Origin of the sequence: Kribbella sp. NPDC023855 (assembly GCF_040639475.1) — a bacterium.
Lineage (GTDB): Bacteria > Actinomycetota > Actinomycetes > Propionibacteriales > Kribbellaceae > Kribbella.
In genome coordinates this window covers 597,108-613,348 of sequence record NZ_JBFAAA010000002.1, presented here as the reverse complement: position 1 = coordinate 613,348, position 16,241 = coordinate 597,108, and the positions used below count along the sequence as shown (strand labels likewise).

Below are 16,241 nucleotides of genomic sequence, written 5' to 3'. Positions count from 1 at the left end.
TGTCATGTGGAGTAGCGATCCGAGTCGTTCCGTGGACGGGCATGGCGTGCTGCCGTGGGTCGAGCCACGGAAGACTCGGATCGGGCTGGTCGCGGGTGGGCTCGGCGCGTACTGGCCGCAGTTCCCCGACTTGCTCCCGCAGTTGCAGGCATCGGCGCGACGGGTGTCCGAGCGGTTCTCCGCACTCGACTGCGAGGTGGTCGACGTCGGCTTCATCTCCGACGCCACCGAGGGAGCGGCCGCAGCCGAGAAACTCAGGCTGGCCGACTGCGATCTGATCGTCGGCTTCCTCACCACCTACATGACCGCGTCGATGCTGGTCCCGATCGCCCAGCGCAGCGGAGCCCCGGTCCTGCTGCTCAACCTGCAGCCGACGGAGTCGATGGATCACGCGTCCTTCGACACCGGCGCCTGGCTCGCGTACTGCGGCGCGTGCCCGCTGCCGGAGATGGCGAACGCCTTCGAACGCTGCGGCATCGACTTCCGCTCGGTCTCCGGGTACGTCGAAGACGAACGCGCGTGGGCCCGGATCGAGCGGTGGCTCAAGGCGGCGGGAGTCCGGGCCGCGCTCCGGCACGGGCGGCACGGTCTGCTCGGGCATCTCTACCCGGGCATGATGGACGTGATCACCGACCCGACGCTGGTCTCCGCGCAACTCGGCGGCCACGTCGAGATCCTCGAGATCGACGACTTGCGAGTGCGGGTCGAGAAGGTCACCGAGGCCGAGACGAACGACCGCATGAAGGTCGCCCGGGAGATCTTCGCCCTGGACGAGTCGGTGGTGGAGGACGACTTCCGCTGGGGTGCGACGGTGTCAGTCGCGCTGGACCGACTCGTCGAGGACTTTCAGCTCGACACACTGGCCTACTACCACCGCGGGCTCGACGGCGAAACCCACGAGCGGGTCGCCGCCGGGTTGATCCTCGGCGCATCGTTGCTCACGGCAAGGGGTGTGCCGGCAGCCGGGGAGTACGAGCTGCGGACGTCGCTGGCCATGCTGGTGATGGACAAGCTGGGCGCGGGTGGTTCGTTCACCGAGCTGCAAGCACTGAACTTCCACGACAACGTGGTGGAGATGGGACACGACGGCCCGGCCCACCTCGCGATCAGCGCGAAGAAGCCGCTGCTCCGTGGGCTCGGGGTGTACCACGGCAAGCGTGGCTGGGGCGTCTCGGTCGAGTTCGACGTGAAGCACGGCCCGGTCACCGCACTGGGGCTCGGGCAGTTGCGCGACGGCTCGTTCCGGTTGATCGCCTCGGAGGGTGAAGTCGTGCCGGGTCCGCTGCTGCAGATCGGCAACACCACCTCCCGCGTCGACTTCGGCTGCGACCCTGGCGAGTGGACCGACGCCTGGTCAGCCTCCGGCGTAGCCCACCACTGGGCCCTCGGCACCGGCCACCGCGTGGAAGAGCTGAAGGCGGTAGCTGACCTGCTCCACCTCGACCTCCGCGTTGTGAAGGTCTGATATGGCCCTGAATCTCGCAGCAGTGGACCTAGGAGCATCGAGCGGCCGTGTCATGCTCGGCCGCGTCGACGCGGGCACCGGTGGCGGGCGGCTGGACCTCACCGAGGTGCATCGCTTCTGGAACGGTGCAGTGCGACTCGGCGAGACACTGCACTGGGACATCCTCGCGCTGTACCGCGAAACCCTCGTGGGGCTGGCTGCGGCAGACCGCCTCGCCCGCGCGACCTCCGACGGCCCGCCACTCGCCGGAGTAGGCATCGACTCCTGGGCTGTGGATTACGGGTTGCTCGACAGTGACGGGAAGTTGCTGGGCAACCCCGTGCACTACCGTGACGCCCGGACGAATGGCGTGATGGAGCGGGTGCTCGCGAAGATCCCCGCGGACGAGCTGTATGCGGTGACTGGGTTGCAGCAATTGCCGTTCAACACGATCTACCAGTTGGCTGCTGAGCAAGGTCTCGACCGGGCCGCGACGTTGCTGATGATCCCGGATCTGCTCGGTTACTGGCTGACCGGTCAACGGGGCGCCGAAGCAACGAACGCCTCCACCACCCAGCTGTACGACGTGCGGGCGCGCGGATGGAACGAGAGCCTCGCCCAGCGGATCGGCGTACCGGCTGGGTTGTTGCCGGAGATTCGGGAAGCGGGGCAGGTGATCGGGACTTTGCTGCCTGCCGTGGCCGAGGAGACCGGGCTTGATCCGGCGACCCCGGTCATCGCGGTCGGATCGCACGACACCGCATCGTCGGTCGTCGCCGTACCGGCCGCGGAGGGCGAGCGGTTCGCCTACATCTCTTCGGGGACGTGGTCGCTCGTCGGGCTGGAGCTCGACGAGCCGGTGCTCACGGCCGAGGCACAAGAAGCGAACTTCACCAACGAAGGCGGTGTCGACGGCCGGATCAGGTTCCTGAAGAACGTGATGGGGCTGTGGATCCTGCAGGAGTGTCTGCGGGTGTGGGGTGACGACGATTTGCCGGAACTGCTGCGCGAGGCTGCGGCGGCGCCGGCGTTCGCAGTACTGGTCGATCCCGACGACCCCAGTTTCCTTGCCCCAGGCGACATGCCGGGGAGGATCGAGGAGTTCTGTGCGCGCTCCGGGCAGGATGCTCCGCGATCGCGGGCGGCTGTCGCGCGGTGCGTGCTGGAGAGTCTTGCGCTGGCATACCGCCGGACGCTGCGGCTGGCGCAGGACGTCGCCGGCCGAGAGATCGACGTCGTGCACGTGATCGGCGGCGGTTCGCAGAACGAGTTGCTCTGCCAGCTGACCGCCGACGCTTGCGAACTACCAGTCCTCGCCGGGCCCGTGGAGGCCTCGGCGCTCGGCAACGTGCTGGTCCAGGCGCGAGCGCTCGGCGAACCACTCCCCGACCTGACCGCTATGCGCGCACTGGTCCGCGCAACCCACAAGCTGCGGCACTACCACCCGCAGGGCAAACCGGCCGACTGGGACGCCGCCGAGTCCCGGGTGTTCGGAACAAGGTGATCCGATGACCATTCTCCAGAACAACCCCCTCGCCCCGGAAAACCGCACCCACCCCCGAGAACCCCACCTCCGCCCCGTTCCACGCGACCCCTCACACGACGTGGCGCGAGATGAGGAACCGGGGGACCTGCATGCGCGCGAGCAGGTGGCGCGCGAGCCGCGGGACCTGCGTCCCCGTGAGCAGTTGAGACGGGCTGATCGCGCGCGGGAGCTGCAGGCGGGCGAGCAGGTGGGGCGTGATCCGCAGCCGCAGGACACCTTGACTCGGGAGGCGTTCGCTCGGGAAGCACAGGCGCGCGACCTCCACGCCCACGACCCGCTCGACCGCGAGCTGCTAGCCCGCGAGGCGTCAGCTCACGAGACGCTCGGCCGCGACGTCCGGGCGCGCGACGCACTGGCTCGAGTCAGCCGGGGAGCGCACCGCGAGATCAGCCACGACGACCTCCAACTCCTGCGCCTCCTCGCGACCGGTCTACCAATGGACTCAGTCGCCCGCCGCCTCGACCTCTCAGAACGCACCGTACGCCGCCGCACCCGCGCCGCCTGCGACCGCCTAGGCTTCGGCACCGCCGTAGAAGCCATAGTCTGGGCCGCCCGCCGCGGCCTCCTCTAACCCGCCCTGCGTCGCCTCCTCTGCAGCGCCGCCTCGTCCTCTAACTCACGAGCATCCTGTAGTCCGTCGCAGCCTCTGGTGAATGCTCGCGGCGGGGGAGAACGGTGCCGTTGTCGCCGTTCCAGCGTATGTGGTGTCCAGAACCGACTGATGCTTGGACCCCTTGTGGCGCAGGGATCCGAGGCATCAGTCCGGGTGGGACCGAGGGGCGCTCAGCTCGTCGCGGGCAGCTGGGGGTGGTAGCTCAGGATGGCGATGCCGGTGTCGAGGTGGGTTTGCCCGGCGAGCTCCAGCTCCACCACCGGACCACCCTCGCCGAACAGTCGCTGTCCGGTGCCAAGGACGACCGGGCAGACCATGAGATCCAGTTGGTCGACCAAGCAATTGCGCAGCAGCGAGCGCATCAGCGTGACGCTGCCGTACATCAGGATGTCCTGGCCGTCCTCTTCCTTGATCTTCTTCAGCGCGCCGATCGCGTCGCCTTTCAGCAGGCGCGCGTTCCACGTGAGCGGCTCGGCCAGGGTCGTCGAGGCGACCAGTTTCGGAATCGCGTTCAGCCGGTCGGCGTACGGTCCTGCGTTGTTCGGCCACGCCTTGGAGAACATTTCGTAGGTGCGCCGGCCACACAGGAAGTAGTCACAAGACCGCAGGCGTTCAAGTGATCGCTTTCCGGCCTCTTCGTTGAAATACCGATTCGCCCAACCACCGCGCTCGAAACCGGCCATCCCGCCCGGATCCTCGGCGATACCATCGGCCGTCACCAGAGTCGAAACGATGATCTTCCGCAACGTCGTCCATCCTTCACGCCCAGTGGGCTGTCCACGAACTGACCCGATACTGCGATTCTGGTCTATACAACTTCCCCAGCGCGTGGCAGGTCAACCCGCTGGACTCATCGCAGGAGTACGCGGCAAGGGCGGGTGGGAGCAGCCGGAGCAGGACGCGACGAAGGGAGCGTCCAGCGGAGGCCGCGCGGGGTGAACCCAGCCACCCACCACCCACCGCGATCTCGGGTGCCCCGCAAGTGATCCGGCTTCACCCACCGGGCAACCCGCCCACCCAGCAGCCACCGCCAACACGCGAACCCCGCGACCTGCCCGCTTTCATCAAGCAGGCGACGAAGGAGCCTGCGCGCCGAACTCATCGCAGGAGTACGCGGCACGGGCGGGTGGGAGCAGCCGAAGCAGGACGCGACGGAGGAGCGTCCGGCGCAGGCCGCGCGGGGGTGAACTCAACCACCACCCATCCACAAGCCGATGCCAACACGCACACTCCGCGACCTGCCTGCTTTCACCAAGCAGGCGACGAAGGAGCCTGCGCGCCGAACTCATCGCAGGAGTACGCGGCACGGGCGGGTGGGAGCAGCCGAAGCAGGACGCGACGGAGGAGCGTCCAGCGCAGGCCGCGCGGGGGTGAACCCACCACCACCCATCCACAAGCCGATGCCAACACGCGTACCCCGCGACCTGCCGCTTTCACCAAGCAGGCGACGCAGGAGCCCGCGCCAGACTCATCGGAGGAGTACCCGGCAAGGGCAGGCGGCGCGGGCGACTTACCCCACCCCACCAACCGACGAGGTTGGTAAATCAGATGAGGTAGCGGAATTCGGCGGAGTCTGGCTTGATGCGTTCGATGTCGAGGGGGGCTGCTTCCATTCGGTCTAACAGGCCGGTGAGGTCTGTCGGGCGGCCGATTTCGATGCCGACCAGGGCGACGCCGGTCTCGCGGTTGTTGCGCTTCACGTACTCGAAGAGCGTGATGTCGTCGTCGGGCCCGAGCACATCGTCAAGAAACTGCCGCAACGCACCCGGCTCCTGCGGGAAGGTCACCAGGAAGTAATGCTTGAGTCCCTTGTGGACAAGCGACCGCTCCAAAATCTCGCCGTACCGGCTGACGTCGTTGTTCCCGCCCGACAGCAGGCAGACGACCGTCTGTCCCGGCTTGACCTCCACCCCGTTGCCGAGCGCGGCCGCCGACAATGCTCCTGCCGGCTCAGCGATCAACCCGTCCGTTTGGTAGAGCTCGAGCATCTCGGAGCACACCAGCCCCTCGGGCACAGACATCAACTCCACACCGGCAGCCGATACAAGCGGGAGCGTCACGTCACCGACCCGGCGTACGGCGGCGCCGTCCACGAAGCTGTCGAGATGCGGCAGCGTGACAGGCTCACCAGCAGCCAACGCAGCAGCCATACTCGCCGCCCCCGCAGGCTCAACCCCGACAATCCGTACTTCGGGATGCCGCTGCGCCAACCAGGTCGCCACCCCGGCGATGAGCCCACCTCCACCAACAGGCACCACCAGTACGTCGGGTGCATGGCCGAGCTGCTCAATGAGCTCGACAGCGACCGTTCCCTGTCCTGCAACGGTTCTCGGATCGTCGAAAGCGGGCACCAGCGTCGCGCCGGTCGCCTCCGCCTCGGCAAGAGCAGCAGCGGCGGCATCGTCATAGGTGTCGCCGGTCACGATGACCTCGACCTGGTCACCGCCCAGAGCCGCGATCCGGTCGCGCTTTTGCCGCGGCGTGGTCCGCGGTACGAAAACCCGCCCATGCACGTCGAGGGTGTGGCACGAGTACGCCAGACCTTGCCCGTGGTTGCCCGCGCTCGCACAGACCACGCCGGCCTTCTTGGAAGCGGCGTCGAGCTGGGCGATCAGGTTGTAGGCGCCGCGCAGCTTGTAGGAACGGCCGATCTGCAGGTCTTCGCGTTTCAGCCAGACGTCGGCACCGGTGCGTGCGGAGAGTCGCAGGTTGCGCTGCAACGGAGTCCGGACGGCGACCCCGTCGAGGCGCCGGACGGCAGCCTCGATTTGCCCGACGTCGACCGTGTTTGAAACAACTGAATGCCTGCCCTGCATGACGTTCCTTCCCGTGCATCTGCACGATCTCCAACGAATTGCTCGCTGCACAAGACACGCTACGTCCAGAGTTCGGACCGCCGGACACCGTTGCGCAACAGGTGGTTTTTTCAGGAGTGAAAAGGGTCTGGCGTGGGCAGTCTAGTTCTCATACGCTCACTCGGTGTAACGGCCAGGGGTCTGGACGGGATGAGCCGAGTAAACCGGTCAACGGGGACTGGAGGGCACAGATGGAATCGATTCCGTTCAGTCTGTGGGGCGACGCGTTGTGGTGTGGGCAGGAAGTCGTGCGGGAGGCTCCGCACGAGCAGGCGATCCGTCGTCTGTTCCCTGACCCGATCCCGGCTCGCGGCGCAGACCTGGACACCACCGCGGATCTTGTCCCGGAACCGCGAAACCGCTTCGACCCCCGCTCGATCGCAGTTCGGGTGCAGGGCAAGGTGGTCGGCTACCTGCCGCGGGACGATGCGCACCGGTACCACCCGGTGTTGTCGCAACTGGTGGCACAGGGCCTGCAACCGCAGGTGCCGTGTCACTTGTGGGTCAGTGAATGGGAACCCGCCGATTGGGAGGGCAGAGGCGATCACGGCACCGAGTTCCATGCCAGCGTCGCCGTCGCTCTGGGCCAGCCGCACATGCTGGTCCCGGTGAACCTGCCACCGCCCGGGAGCTACCACCTGCTGCCGCCGGGCAGCGGGATCGTCGTACCGGGAGGTGAGGTCCATCCGGATGTTCTGGCGCCGTTCTTCCGGCCGGAAGGCGAGTGCTGGGCATACGGGACGATGCACGCGGTTGAGGAAGAGGACGGGTTCCAGGAGCGGCACCAGATGGTGGTGGAGGTCAGGCTGGACGACGAACCCGTCGGCCGGTTGAGTCCTCGCCTCAGTGCCGAGTTCCTGCCCGCCATTCACTATCTGGCGGACATGCGGGCCGAGACGGCCGCACGAGTCGCCGTACGCGGCGACCGGACAGCATCGGAGGTGATTTTGTACGCGGCTCGGAGTCATGACCTGCCGGCGACCTGGCCGGACGGTTTGACCCGGTCTCCAGTGGCTTCACCACCCTGGCACTACTGGGTCGGTAAAGAAGCGAACTGACCTCAAGGCGGCCGCGCAGTACTCACCTAAAAGGTGGAGGCGGGTACTGCGGGGCTACCGAGGGGGTCTACAGGTTCGTACTGAAGGACTGGAAGATCTCGTCCAGGGCTCCGGGCAGGTCGTCGTGCCCGAAGTCCGGGTAGACGCGGAGTTGCTTGGGGCCGGCCAGCTTGTTGTAGGCGGCATACTGCGTCGACGGCGGGCAGGTCTGGTCTTCCAGGCCGATGTAGAGCGTGACGTCGGACTGGACCTTGGGCGCCAGGTGCTGCAGGTCGATGTAGCCGAGTGTCGTGAACACCTCCTGCTCGCGCAGGTGCCTGGGGTCGCGCTTCTTGAACCAGGTGGTGATCTCGTCGTAGGGGCCCTTCTCCAGGTTGAGCTGCCACGCGCGCTGGTAGTCGATCAGGAACGGGAACACGCTCGCAGTGGACTTGATCCCCGGCGTCAGGGCAGCACAGACCAGGCTGAGCCCACCGCCCTGGCTCCAGCCAGTGGTGCCGATCCTGGTTTCGTCGACCTCCGGCAGGGCGCCGATGATGTCGGCAAGCCGGCGGGTGTCCAGGAAGACGTGCCGGTACAGCAGCCCCTCCGGGCCGTCGTCCAGGCCCTCCACGAGGTGGTTGCGCAGCGAGAAGCTGTTGGCCTGCTGCGACTCGCTCCGGAACGCCACCTGCTCGCGTACGTCCAGAGCGGCCACAGTGAACCCGCGGGCGGCGTACGGGAGCAGCTCGACCCACTTGGGCTGCTCGCCGCCGTACCCGTGGAACATCAGCACGGCCGGGCCTTCGGCGTTGTGCGGCCGGATCACCTTCGCGTGCACGCGGTAGCCGCCGGTGCCGTTGAAGTAGAGGTGCTCGGTCTTCGCGAACGGGAGCGGGAAGTCGGTCGCCTCGGCGAACTCCGTCTCCGGTTCGGTGGCGGCGAGCTCGGCCAGCGACTTCTCCCAGAACTGGTCGAAATCGGCCGGCCGGGGATTGGTCCCCTGGTAGGTGAGCAGTTCCTCGGCGGACATCTCGAACGACAACACGGTCTGCGGGCTCCCTTTGTCAGCTCAAACGAACGACTCTCATTCTGCGGGGTCGCCCGGCTCGGCGGCAGTGCCGTCCCAGATGGTGTAACCGTTTGCCGCGTTGAGTCGCTCGCGCAGGTCCGTCTCGAGCGTGTCCACCTTCGCCGGCGCGAGCCAGTGCACCGGGATCAGCACCGAGTGCTCCTCCTGCTTGGTCCGCAGCACGATCGCTTCACCCTGCGTCGTACCGGTTCGGCCGACCTCGGTGATGTCGGTCCAGGGGGTCCGCAGCCCGCGCACCTGAACGTCGTCGGACCCCAGCTTGAGCAGTACCGGCGGCCGAAGCAGGATCCACAGTCCGGCGAGCACGACCAGCCCGCCCAACGCGGCGAACACCGTGACCACGGCGGTCGGCAACCCGACACCCCACAGCACCGCCGCCACCCCGAGCAGGATCAACCCAGCGGCCGGGATCCCGAGAAACCGCCCAGCCCGCATCCGGTACGTCGTACGCATCGCCCCAGGATCTCACCGGTACTCCGCCCGCCCACCATCGGGATCATCACCGGCGCCGGAGCACCCGCGGACCCGCGGACCGGCGTACGGGTTAGTTGGTGCCGGTCTGGGTCGGGTCGTAGGCGCAGGCGTCGTTCAGGTTCTGCGGCTCGCCGGCCGGCGGCTTGGTGGTGGCCGAGCTCGGCTTCTTGGTGGGCTTCTTCGTCGGGGTGGTCGACGGCTTGCTGGACGGGGTCGACGCGATCGGCTTCGTCTTCGGCTGGATCGCCTTCTGGACCAGCTCCCGCATCGCCTCGTAGTCCGGGTTCTGGCCGGTCGGGAAGTTCTTGCGCTTGTCCAGGTCGACGTTGGTGACGTTGGCGTTCTTCACCTTGAGCCCCAGCGTGACGAAGTCCTTCAGGATCTCGCCCGGGATGTCGGTGCGCAGCAGTTGCTTGCCGGCGGCGGCGATCTGGTTGTACTTCGTCACCAAGGTCTGCGGATTCGCGCTGTTCACCAGCGCGTGGATCGTGCAGCGCTGCCGCTCCTGCCGCGACGGGTCGCTCAGGCCGTACCGGCCGCGGGCGAACCAGAGCGCGTCGCGGCCGTTCAGCTTCTGGTCCGGGCCGGGCTCCAGATAGCCGGACGGCTTCTTGTGCCCGTTCGACCCCGGGCCGGAACCGTAGTCGCCACCGATCGGCACCCGGTAGTTGATGTTGACGGTGATCCCGCCGAGGGCGTCGATGATCTGCTCGAAACCCTTGAGGTTGACCTGCATGTAGTAGTCGATGTCGAGGCCCATCGCCTCACCCACCGACACCTTGAGCGCATCGGCGCCCTCGTTGTCGGAGGCGCCGAGGATGCCCGGGTGCTGCTTCGGGATGTTCTCGTACATCGAGTCCAGGTAGTACTCCGCCTGCTCGGCCGGGCCGTTCGGGTCGTAGTACCCGTCGGGGTAGATCTTGTGGAGCGGAGAGTCCTCGGGGAACGGCATCCGCATCCAGTTGCGGCTGAGCGAGATCAGCGCGGTGTCACCGGTCTTGGTGTCGATGCTCGCGACGATCACGGTGTCGGTCCGGGTGCCCTCACGGCCGACACCGTCGTCGGCGCCGAGCAGCAGCAGGTTAAGCCGGGGCTTCTTCGCCCACGGGTCCTTGTTGTCGACATTGGGCCGGGTGGCGCTCTTGGAGTCCTTCTCGGACTTGAAGACGCCACCGACCAGGTCGCGCTGGGCCATCACGGTCTGCGCGGCGAACGTGGTCGGGACCGCGATGCCGAAGCAGAGCAGCCCGACGAACGCCGAGCCGGTGAACCGGCCGACCGAGGTCAGCGTGATCGGGCGGATCAGCTTGTGCGACGAGACGACGATGCAGATCCACAGGAAGCCGACGAGCAGGACAGCGCCGGTGGCCAGCAGCAACTGGCTCGGGTCGACGGCGAGAGCGAGGACCGAGTCCCGCTGGGTGAGGCCGATGAACGCGGCGAGCACCAGCAGACCGACGTACAGGGTGATCACGAAGGCGCCGAGCTTCTTGCGGCCGCCGAGCACGAAACCGAGGCCGGGGATCAGCGCGCTGAGCAGCGTCAGGCCGATCGCCTTGGACACGGACCGGGCGCGGTACACGCGCTGAGCACGCTGCCGGGACCGGTGGGCGCGAGGCGCGGACCTGCGTCCAGCTGCGCGAGTACTCCGCGTCATGGCTCCGTTCCCTGATCAACGACGTGACGGCGTGCGGGACCTTCAGAGGAGGGTCCCCGATAATCAGACGCCGACACGGCCTCCTTGGTTGACGTGACGTTACGACTCCGTCGATTGGCCAGGTTACAGGTCCCCGAAACCCACCCCCAAGACGACTGTCCGAGCGGCCCGGCAGCCCCACTTTGCCGCCGGGCGGGTTGTCCGGATAGTCTTGGCCGTCGTCGCATCGCAGTCGGATGCAACGGAGGAGGCGTCGCCTAGTCCGGTCGATGGCGCCCGCCTGCTAAGCGGGTTGAGGGTAATCCCCTCTCGGGGGTTCAAATCCCCCCGCCTCCGCAACAAAAGAGCCACCAACGCCCCGCGTTGGTGGCTCTTTCTTTGTGTCAGCTGTAGGCGAGGTGTTTGGCTTCGGCCAGGCGTTCTACTGAGCGGACGGTCATTGGTTCGGTGCCGACGATCAGGTGGGAGACGCCTAGGGACTCGTAGGACTTGAAGGCCTGGGCTAGGTCTTCTACCGAGCCGGAGATGGTGGGGGACTCTGGGTCTGCGACCGCGGGTTGGGTGGGGTCGGTGACTGTGATGCCTACCGTCAGGTCGAGGGTGTTGCCGCCGGCGGCGGTGCGGATGGCGGTGAGGCGGTCCGTCAGCTTCTCGTCCGGTAAGCCGAACCACGCGGTGTTCCACTGGTCCGCCCACTTCGCCGTCAGATCCAGCATCCGCGGGCCGAAGGCCGCCACCAGCAGCGGGATCCGCCGCTCGGGAGCCGGCACGAGGATCGCGTCCTTCACCTGGTGGTACTTCCCATCGAACGACACCGTCTCGCCGCGCACCAAGCGAGCCACGATCTCCAGCCACTCCTCAAACCGCCCGACCCGGTGGTCGGTCGGCAGGCCGAAGGCCTCGTACTCCGGGTCGTGCCACCCCGCGCCGACGCCAAGGATCAGGCGCCCGTCGGAAACCATGTCGAGCGTCGCCGCCATCTTCGCCGTCAGCCCCGGGTCGCGGAACGATGCGCAAAGCACCATCGTGCCCAGTTCGACCCGCGAGGTGCTCGCCGCGACCGCGCTCAGCAGCGTCCAAGCCTCATGCATCCCGTAAACCGTGTCGTCCGGCGCGCGATAGAAGAAATGATCCGCGAGCCACACCGAGTCCAGCCCGGACTCCTCCGCCGCGACCGCCATCGCCCGTACGTCGGTCCAGGCCGGGCTCCCGCCATCCGGACCGTCGTTCCCACCCACCGGGAGCATCACTCCGATTTTCATCCCACCAACCTAGAGCTCCGCGCCAAATCTCCGGTACTACGAACCGGCGTACCGGAATCCCATCAATATCGACCCAAATCGCTTGCCTCAAGCATCTAATGGGTACTGTCGGATCCGTCCGGTTTTCGTGAGGCATCGGGACGCGGTTTCGCGCCCCTCACGAAAGGATGTGGTGGTGATGACGGACTTGTCGGTCCGGCCGTCGGCGTACGACCTCAGAGCGATTCTCGATCTCGCCCTCCCCGCACATGTCGTCGCCCTGGTGGACGACGTCTGGCAACCAGCGTGGCTGATCGGCCGGCAGCATCATGCGGACGGCTGGACGGCGCTGGTGCAGTACACCGCCTCCGACGGACACGAACTCAGCTGCCGGATCCCTGTCGACCGGCTAGGCCCAAGGCCCAACTCCTGAGATCTTGTCGACGGTGATGTGCGTGATGTAACCGCCGGGCAGGTCGTCGCCGGGCAGGAAATCCGCGTCCGGACCCTGATAGGTCTTCGCCAGTTTCCGCAGCAGCTCGACGGCGCCGCCCTCGGTGATCCGCGCCGTGCCCTTGATCACCAGGTACTCCGTCAGGCCCATCTCGTTCTGCCGGTCGGTCTCGATCGACAGCGCGACGCGGGGGTCCCGGCGGATGTTGTGCAGCTTGCGATGGTTCGGCACGTGCCCCATCACCAGCTCGTCGCCGTCCAGCCCGACCCAGACGATCGAGACCTGCGGACTCCCGTCCGGATTGATCGTGACCAGATGCGCCAGCGCATCCGACTCGAGTACTGCGCGCGCACTCTCCGGAATCTCCATGCCGCCAATTTAGTACTGCGTCGGCCGACCGCGCCGGTGCCGACGCGGCAACCCGCCGCAGGACGAAGCGAAGCGCCCCGGTTGTGGCCGGGGCGCTTCGTTTTGCAGTCCGACTGACTGGCTTCCGGGTCAGCAGCCGGAGTACGGGGAAGGTCAGCCGAGGCGGGCCTTCAGCTGGTCGAGCTCGAGCTTGAGCGTGGCCGGGACCTTGTCGCCAAGCTTGGCGAACCACTCCTCGATCAGCGGCAGCTCCGCCTTCCACTCGTCGGCGTCGACGTTCAGCGCGACCTGCAGGGCCTCGGTGCTGAGGTCCAGCCCGGTCACGTCGAGGGCGTCGGTCGTCGGGACGTAGCCGACCGGCGTCTCGACCGCGTCCGCCTTACCCTCGATGCGCTCGATCACCCACTTGAGCACGCGGCCGTTCTCGCTGAAGCCCGGCCAGACGAACTTGCCGGCCTCATCCTTGCGGAACCAGTTCACGTAGAAGATCTTCGGCAGCTTCGCAGCATCGTGGTCCTTGCCGACGGTGAGCCAGTGGTTCAGGTAGTCACCGGCGTTGTAGCCGAGGAACGGCAGCATCGCCATCGGGTCGCGGCGTACGACGCCGACCTCGCCGACCGCCGCGGCGGTGGTCTCCGACGACAGCGTCGCGCCCATGAAGACGCCGTGGTCCCAGTCGCGGGACTCGGTCACCAGCGGCACGGTGGTGGCGCGCCGGCCGCCGAAGATGATCGCCGAGATCGGTACGCCGTTGGGGTCCTCGTACTCGTCGGCGATGATCGGGCACTGCTTGATCGGCGTACAGAACCGGCTGTTCGGGTGGGACGAGAGTTCGCCGGACTCCGGCGTCCAGTCGCGGCCCTTCCAGTCGGTCAGGTGGTTCGGCGGGGTCTGCGAGTAGCCCTCCCACCAGACGTCACCGTCGTCGGTCAGGGCGACGTTGGTGAACAGCGAGTTGCCCTTCTCGATCGTGCGCATCGCGTTCGGGTTGGTCTTCCAGCCGGTACCGGGGGCGACGCCGAACAGCCCGAACTCCGGGTTCACGGCGTACAGGCGGCCGTCCTCGCCGAACCGCATCCAGGCGATGTCATCGCCGAGCGTCTCGACCTCCCAGCCTTCCAGCGTCGGATCGAGCATCGCCAGGTTGGTCTTGCCGCAGGCGCTCGGGAACGCGGCCGCGATGTAGTGGACCTGCTTCTCCGGCGAGATCAGCTTGAGGATCAGCATGTGCTCGGCCAGCCAGCCCTCGTCGCGGGCCATCGCCGACGCGATCCGCAGCGAGTAGCACTTCTTGCCGAGCAGCGAGTTGCCGCCGTACCCGGAGCCGTACGACCAGATCATCCGCTCCTCGGGGAACTGGACGATGTACTTCTCGTCGTTGCACGGCCACGGCACGTCCTTCTGCCCCGGCTCGAGCGGCGCGCCGACCGAGTGCAGGCAGGGCACGTACTTCGCGTCGGTACCCATCTTCGCCAGGACGTCGGCACCCGTGCGGGCCATGATCCGCATCGAGGCCACGACGTACGCCGAGTCGGTGATCTCGACGCCGAACATCGGCTTCTCGGCGGTCAACGGGCCCATGCAGAACGGCACGACGTACAGGGTCCGGCCCTTCATCGAGCCGCGGTACAGCTCGGTCATCAGGGCCTTCATCTGGGCCGGGTCCATCCAGTTGTTGGTCGGACCGGCGTCGGCCTCGTCGACCGAACAGATGAAGGTGCGCTGCTCGACCCGCGCCACGTCGGACGGGTCGGTGCGGGCCCAGAACGAGTTCGGCTTCTTCTCGTCGTTGAGCCGGACCAGCGTGCCGCCGGCGATCAGCTCGTCGGTGAGGGTCTTGTACTCCGCGTCCGAACCGTCGACCCAGTGGATCCGGTCGGGCTGGGTGAGTTCGGCAACCTCGGCAACCCAAGCCAGCAGGCCTGCGTGCTCAGTCGGGGCGTTACTCAGGTCGTAGCTCGTCGGGGTGGTGGCGGCGGCCTCGGCGCTGAGCGCTTCCTCGGTATGGGCAGGGCTGGCGGTTGTCGTCATCGGCGGCTCATTCCCTCTCGCGATCGTCCCGGCGCCGGTCCCGTCCCTCGACGCTGAGGGGGTACGACGTCGGCCGCCGGGGTCTCCGGCGGTTCGATTCAGCTGGCTGGCGGTATGGTGACCTCGCAGACCAGTTGGTCCAGTGGACGCATACCAGTGTGCAAGTGGTACTAACGGTACGCGACCCGGACGCGTGTTGAGAACCGCTGGGACGTGAGGACCGTCACAGAATTCGGGCGACAAGGGCTTTCCCAGCAAAAAGACCGGCCGCGCGAGGAGTCGCGCGGCCGGTTTACGGCTTCAGCTGGTCTGCCGTGGCAGATCTGTTCGGCAGCTACTGGGTCTGACGCCAGATGTCGTTGAGGACGCGTTGCGCCGCCAGCTCTTCGCCGCGGACCGCGGCCACGACCACCCCGACCAGCCAGGACTGCCCGTCGGCGGTGAACGCACGAGTCATGCTCAGCCTGTACTGCGTACCCTGCTGAACCGTCAGCCAGGTGCGACCGTCCTTGGCGGTGGCGGGTGCCGGCGCCTTGAAGGTGGCGGTCCACTCCTGGTCGAAGGTAGCCCGCTCGGCCAGGCAGGCCGCGAGCGTCGCACACGGCCGCAGGGCGATCTGCGCGCCGAGAACCACCGATCCGTTGTTCCGCTCCGTCACCACTCGCCGATAGACCGTGGTGGAAGAGAGGCCCACGGCAGCGGTCTTCGGGGGCCGCGGCCAGCCGAACACGAACGGCAGCCCGATCCCGGTCACTTCCTGTACGTCGGCGCCGCGCTCATAGGTAGCGCCAATCAGACTGACAGCGGGCACCGGCGGGATGTAGGCACCCGGCTTGGGCTTGACGATGCCCGGCTTCAGCGCAGGCGACGGCAAGGCCGCAGGCGAAACCAACGCCCCAGGAGGCGGCCCCGCCGGCCGCTGCTCCTTGGTCTTGCTACCTATCGCACTCCCCACGGAGTACAAAACAGAAAACACAACCAACACAACAACAACCGCAACCGCGCCTCTGAGAACCCCAGCCCAACCCCCACCAGCAGCCCCCGCCGAATCCCCCACACTCAACGCACCACTACTACCCTGCCCGCCCGCACGAGACCCACCGTCTACACCCACACCGTCCGCACCCCCAGCGTTCTCCACACCCGGCGCCCCGGCCGCCCCTCCAGCACTACCGGCACCCGGAGCATCAAGCGCACGACCGGCACCCTGCCCACCGCTCGCCCCCTGAGCACCCAGACGAAGCGCACCAGCCGCACCCTGCGCGCCTCCCGCCCCGGTAGCACCCAGACCCAGCGCACTACCCGCACCCTGCGCGCCTCCCGCCCCGGTGGCACCCAGACCCAGCGCACTACCCGCACCCTGCGCGCCTCCCGCCCCGGTGGCACCCAGACCCAGCGCACTACCCGCACCCTGCGCGCCTCCCGCA

Annotated in this window: 14 protein-coding genes and 1 tRNA gene; 6 read left to right on the top strand and 9 right to left on the bottom strand. The window is 67.4% G+C overall.

Going from position 1 to position 16,241, the window contains the following annotated elements; translation table 11 throughout:
* Positions 1 to 4 precede the first annotated feature (4 nt).
* From AB0F51_RS08655 to AB0F51_RS08645, 3 genes are read left to right on the top strand one after another with little or no spacing between them, the layout of a single operon-like run.
* Complete coding sequence (locus AB0F51_RS08655; RefSeq protein ID WP_360276124.1) at positions 5 to 1,465, top strand: L-fucose/L-arabinose isomerase family protein; 1,461 nt, start codon at positions 5 to 7, stop codon at positions 1,463 to 1,465.
* 1 nt (position 1,466) lies between these two features.
* Positions 1,467 to 2,948: a rhamnulokinase family protein gene (locus tag AB0F51_RS08650; RefSeq protein ID WP_360276121.1), complete on the top strand. Its 1,482-nt coding sequence runs from the start codon at positions 1,467 to 1,469 to the stop codon at positions 2,946 to 2,948.
* Positions 2,949 to 2,952: 4 nt separating this feature from the next.
* Entirely contained in the window at positions 2,953 to 3,561 is a 609-nt protein-coding gene (locus AB0F51_RS08645) for a LuxR C-terminal-related transcriptional regulator (RefSeq protein WP_360276118.1), read from the top strand.
* Between the two features lie 212 nt (positions 3,562 to 3,773).
* Here the strand turns inward: AB0F51_RS08645 and AB0F51_RS08640 are convergent, their stop codons facing one another.
* Together AB0F51_RS08640 and ilvA are read right to left on the bottom strand one after the other, a co-directional pair.
* Positions 3,774 to 4,349 (bottom strand): dihydrofolate reductase family protein, encoded by a 576-nt coding sequence (locus AB0F51_RS08640; protein WP_360276116.1) that lies wholly within the window; start codon positions 4,347 to 4,349, stop codon positions 3,774 to 3,776.
* A gap of 798 nt (positions 4,350 to 5,147) precedes the next feature.
* Positions 5,148 to 6,419, bottom strand: a complete 1,272-nt coding sequence (ilvA, locus tag AB0F51_RS08635; RefSeq protein ID WP_360276113.1) for a threonine ammonia-lyase IlvA — start codon at positions 6,417 to 6,419, stop codon at positions 5,148 to 5,150.
* Positions 6,420 to 6,649: 230 nt separating this feature from the next.
* On the opposite strand from ilvA, the gene AB0F51_RS08630 reads away from it, so the two are divergent.
* On the top strand, positions 6,650 to 7,516 hold the full coding sequence (locus AB0F51_RS08630; protein ID WP_360276111.1) for a hypothetical protein: 867 nt from the start codon (positions 6,650 to 6,652) through the stop codon (positions 7,514 to 7,516).
* A gap of 67 nt (positions 7,517 to 7,583) precedes the next feature.
* On the opposite strand, the gene AB0F51_RS08625 is transcribed toward AB0F51_RS08630, so the two are convergent.
* The 3 genes from AB0F51_RS08625 to AB0F51_RS08615 all read right to left on the bottom strand — a co-directional run bounded on the left by AB0F51_RS08625 (position 7,584) and on the right by AB0F51_RS08615 (position 10,626).
* Positions 7,584 to 8,543, bottom strand: coding sequence for an acetylxylan esterase (locus tag AB0F51_RS08625; RefSeq protein ID WP_360276108.1), 960 nt, complete (start codon positions 8,541 to 8,543; stop codon positions 7,584 to 7,586).
* Between the two features lie 39 nt (positions 8,544 to 8,582).
* Positions 8,583 to 9,041, bottom strand: coding sequence for a hypothetical protein (locus tag AB0F51_RS08620; RefSeq protein ID WP_360276105.1), 459 nt, complete (start codon positions 9,039 to 9,041; stop codon positions 8,583 to 8,585).
* A gap of 91 nt (positions 9,042 to 9,132) precedes the next feature.
* Positions 9,133 to 10,626: an LCP family protein gene (locus AB0F51_RS08615; RefSeq protein WP_360276102.1), complete on the bottom strand. Its 1,494-nt coding sequence runs from the start codon at positions 10,624 to 10,626 to the stop codon at positions 9,133 to 9,135.
* A 339-nt stretch (positions 10,627 to 10,965) separates the two neighbouring features.
* Here AB0F51_RS08615 and AB0F51_RS08610 point away from each other — a divergent pair.
* A tRNA-Ser gene (locus AB0F51_RS08610) sits at positions 10,966 to 11,055 on the top strand.
* Positions 11,056 to 11,102: 47 nt separating this feature from the next.
* Here the strand turns inward: AB0F51_RS08610 and AB0F51_RS08605 are convergent.
* A complete protein-coding gene (locus AB0F51_RS08605; protein ID WP_360276099.1) occupies positions 11,103 to 11,981 on the bottom strand; it encodes an LLM class flavin-dependent oxidoreductase in 879 nt (292 codons plus the stop codon).
* 178 nt (positions 11,982 to 12,159) lie between these two features.
* Between AB0F51_RS08605 and AB0F51_RS08600 the strand changes: the two genes are divergently transcribed.
* Positions 12,160 to 12,393: a hypothetical protein gene (locus AB0F51_RS08600; protein ID WP_360276096.1), complete on the top strand. Its 234-nt coding sequence runs from the start codon at positions 12,160 to 12,162 to the stop codon at positions 12,391 to 12,393.
* Here AB0F51_RS08600 and AB0F51_RS08595 read toward each other — a convergent pair.
* The 3 genes from AB0F51_RS08595 to AB0F51_RS08585 form a co-directional block, all read right to left on the bottom strand.
* A complete protein-coding gene (locus AB0F51_RS08595) occupies positions 12,370 to 12,783 on the bottom strand; it encodes a PPOX class F420-dependent oxidoreductase (RefSeq protein ID WP_360276093.1) in 414 nt (137 codons plus the stop codon). The two genes, AB0F51_RS08600 and AB0F51_RS08595, sit on opposite strands and share 24 nt — an antisense overlap.
* Positions 12,784 to 12,936: 153 nt before the next feature.
* Positions 12,937 to 14,814: a phosphoenolpyruvate carboxykinase (GTP) gene (locus AB0F51_RS08590; protein WP_360276091.1), complete on the bottom strand. Its 1,878-nt coding sequence runs from the start codon at positions 14,812 to 14,814 to the stop codon at positions 12,937 to 12,939.
* A gap of 334 nt (positions 14,815 to 15,148) precedes the next feature.
* A complete protein-coding gene (locus tag AB0F51_RS08585) occupies positions 15,149 to 15,688 on the bottom strand; it encodes a hypothetical protein (RefSeq protein ID WP_360276088.1) in 540 nt (179 codons plus the stop codon).
* Between the last annotated feature and the right edge of the window lie 553 nt (positions 15,689 to 16,241).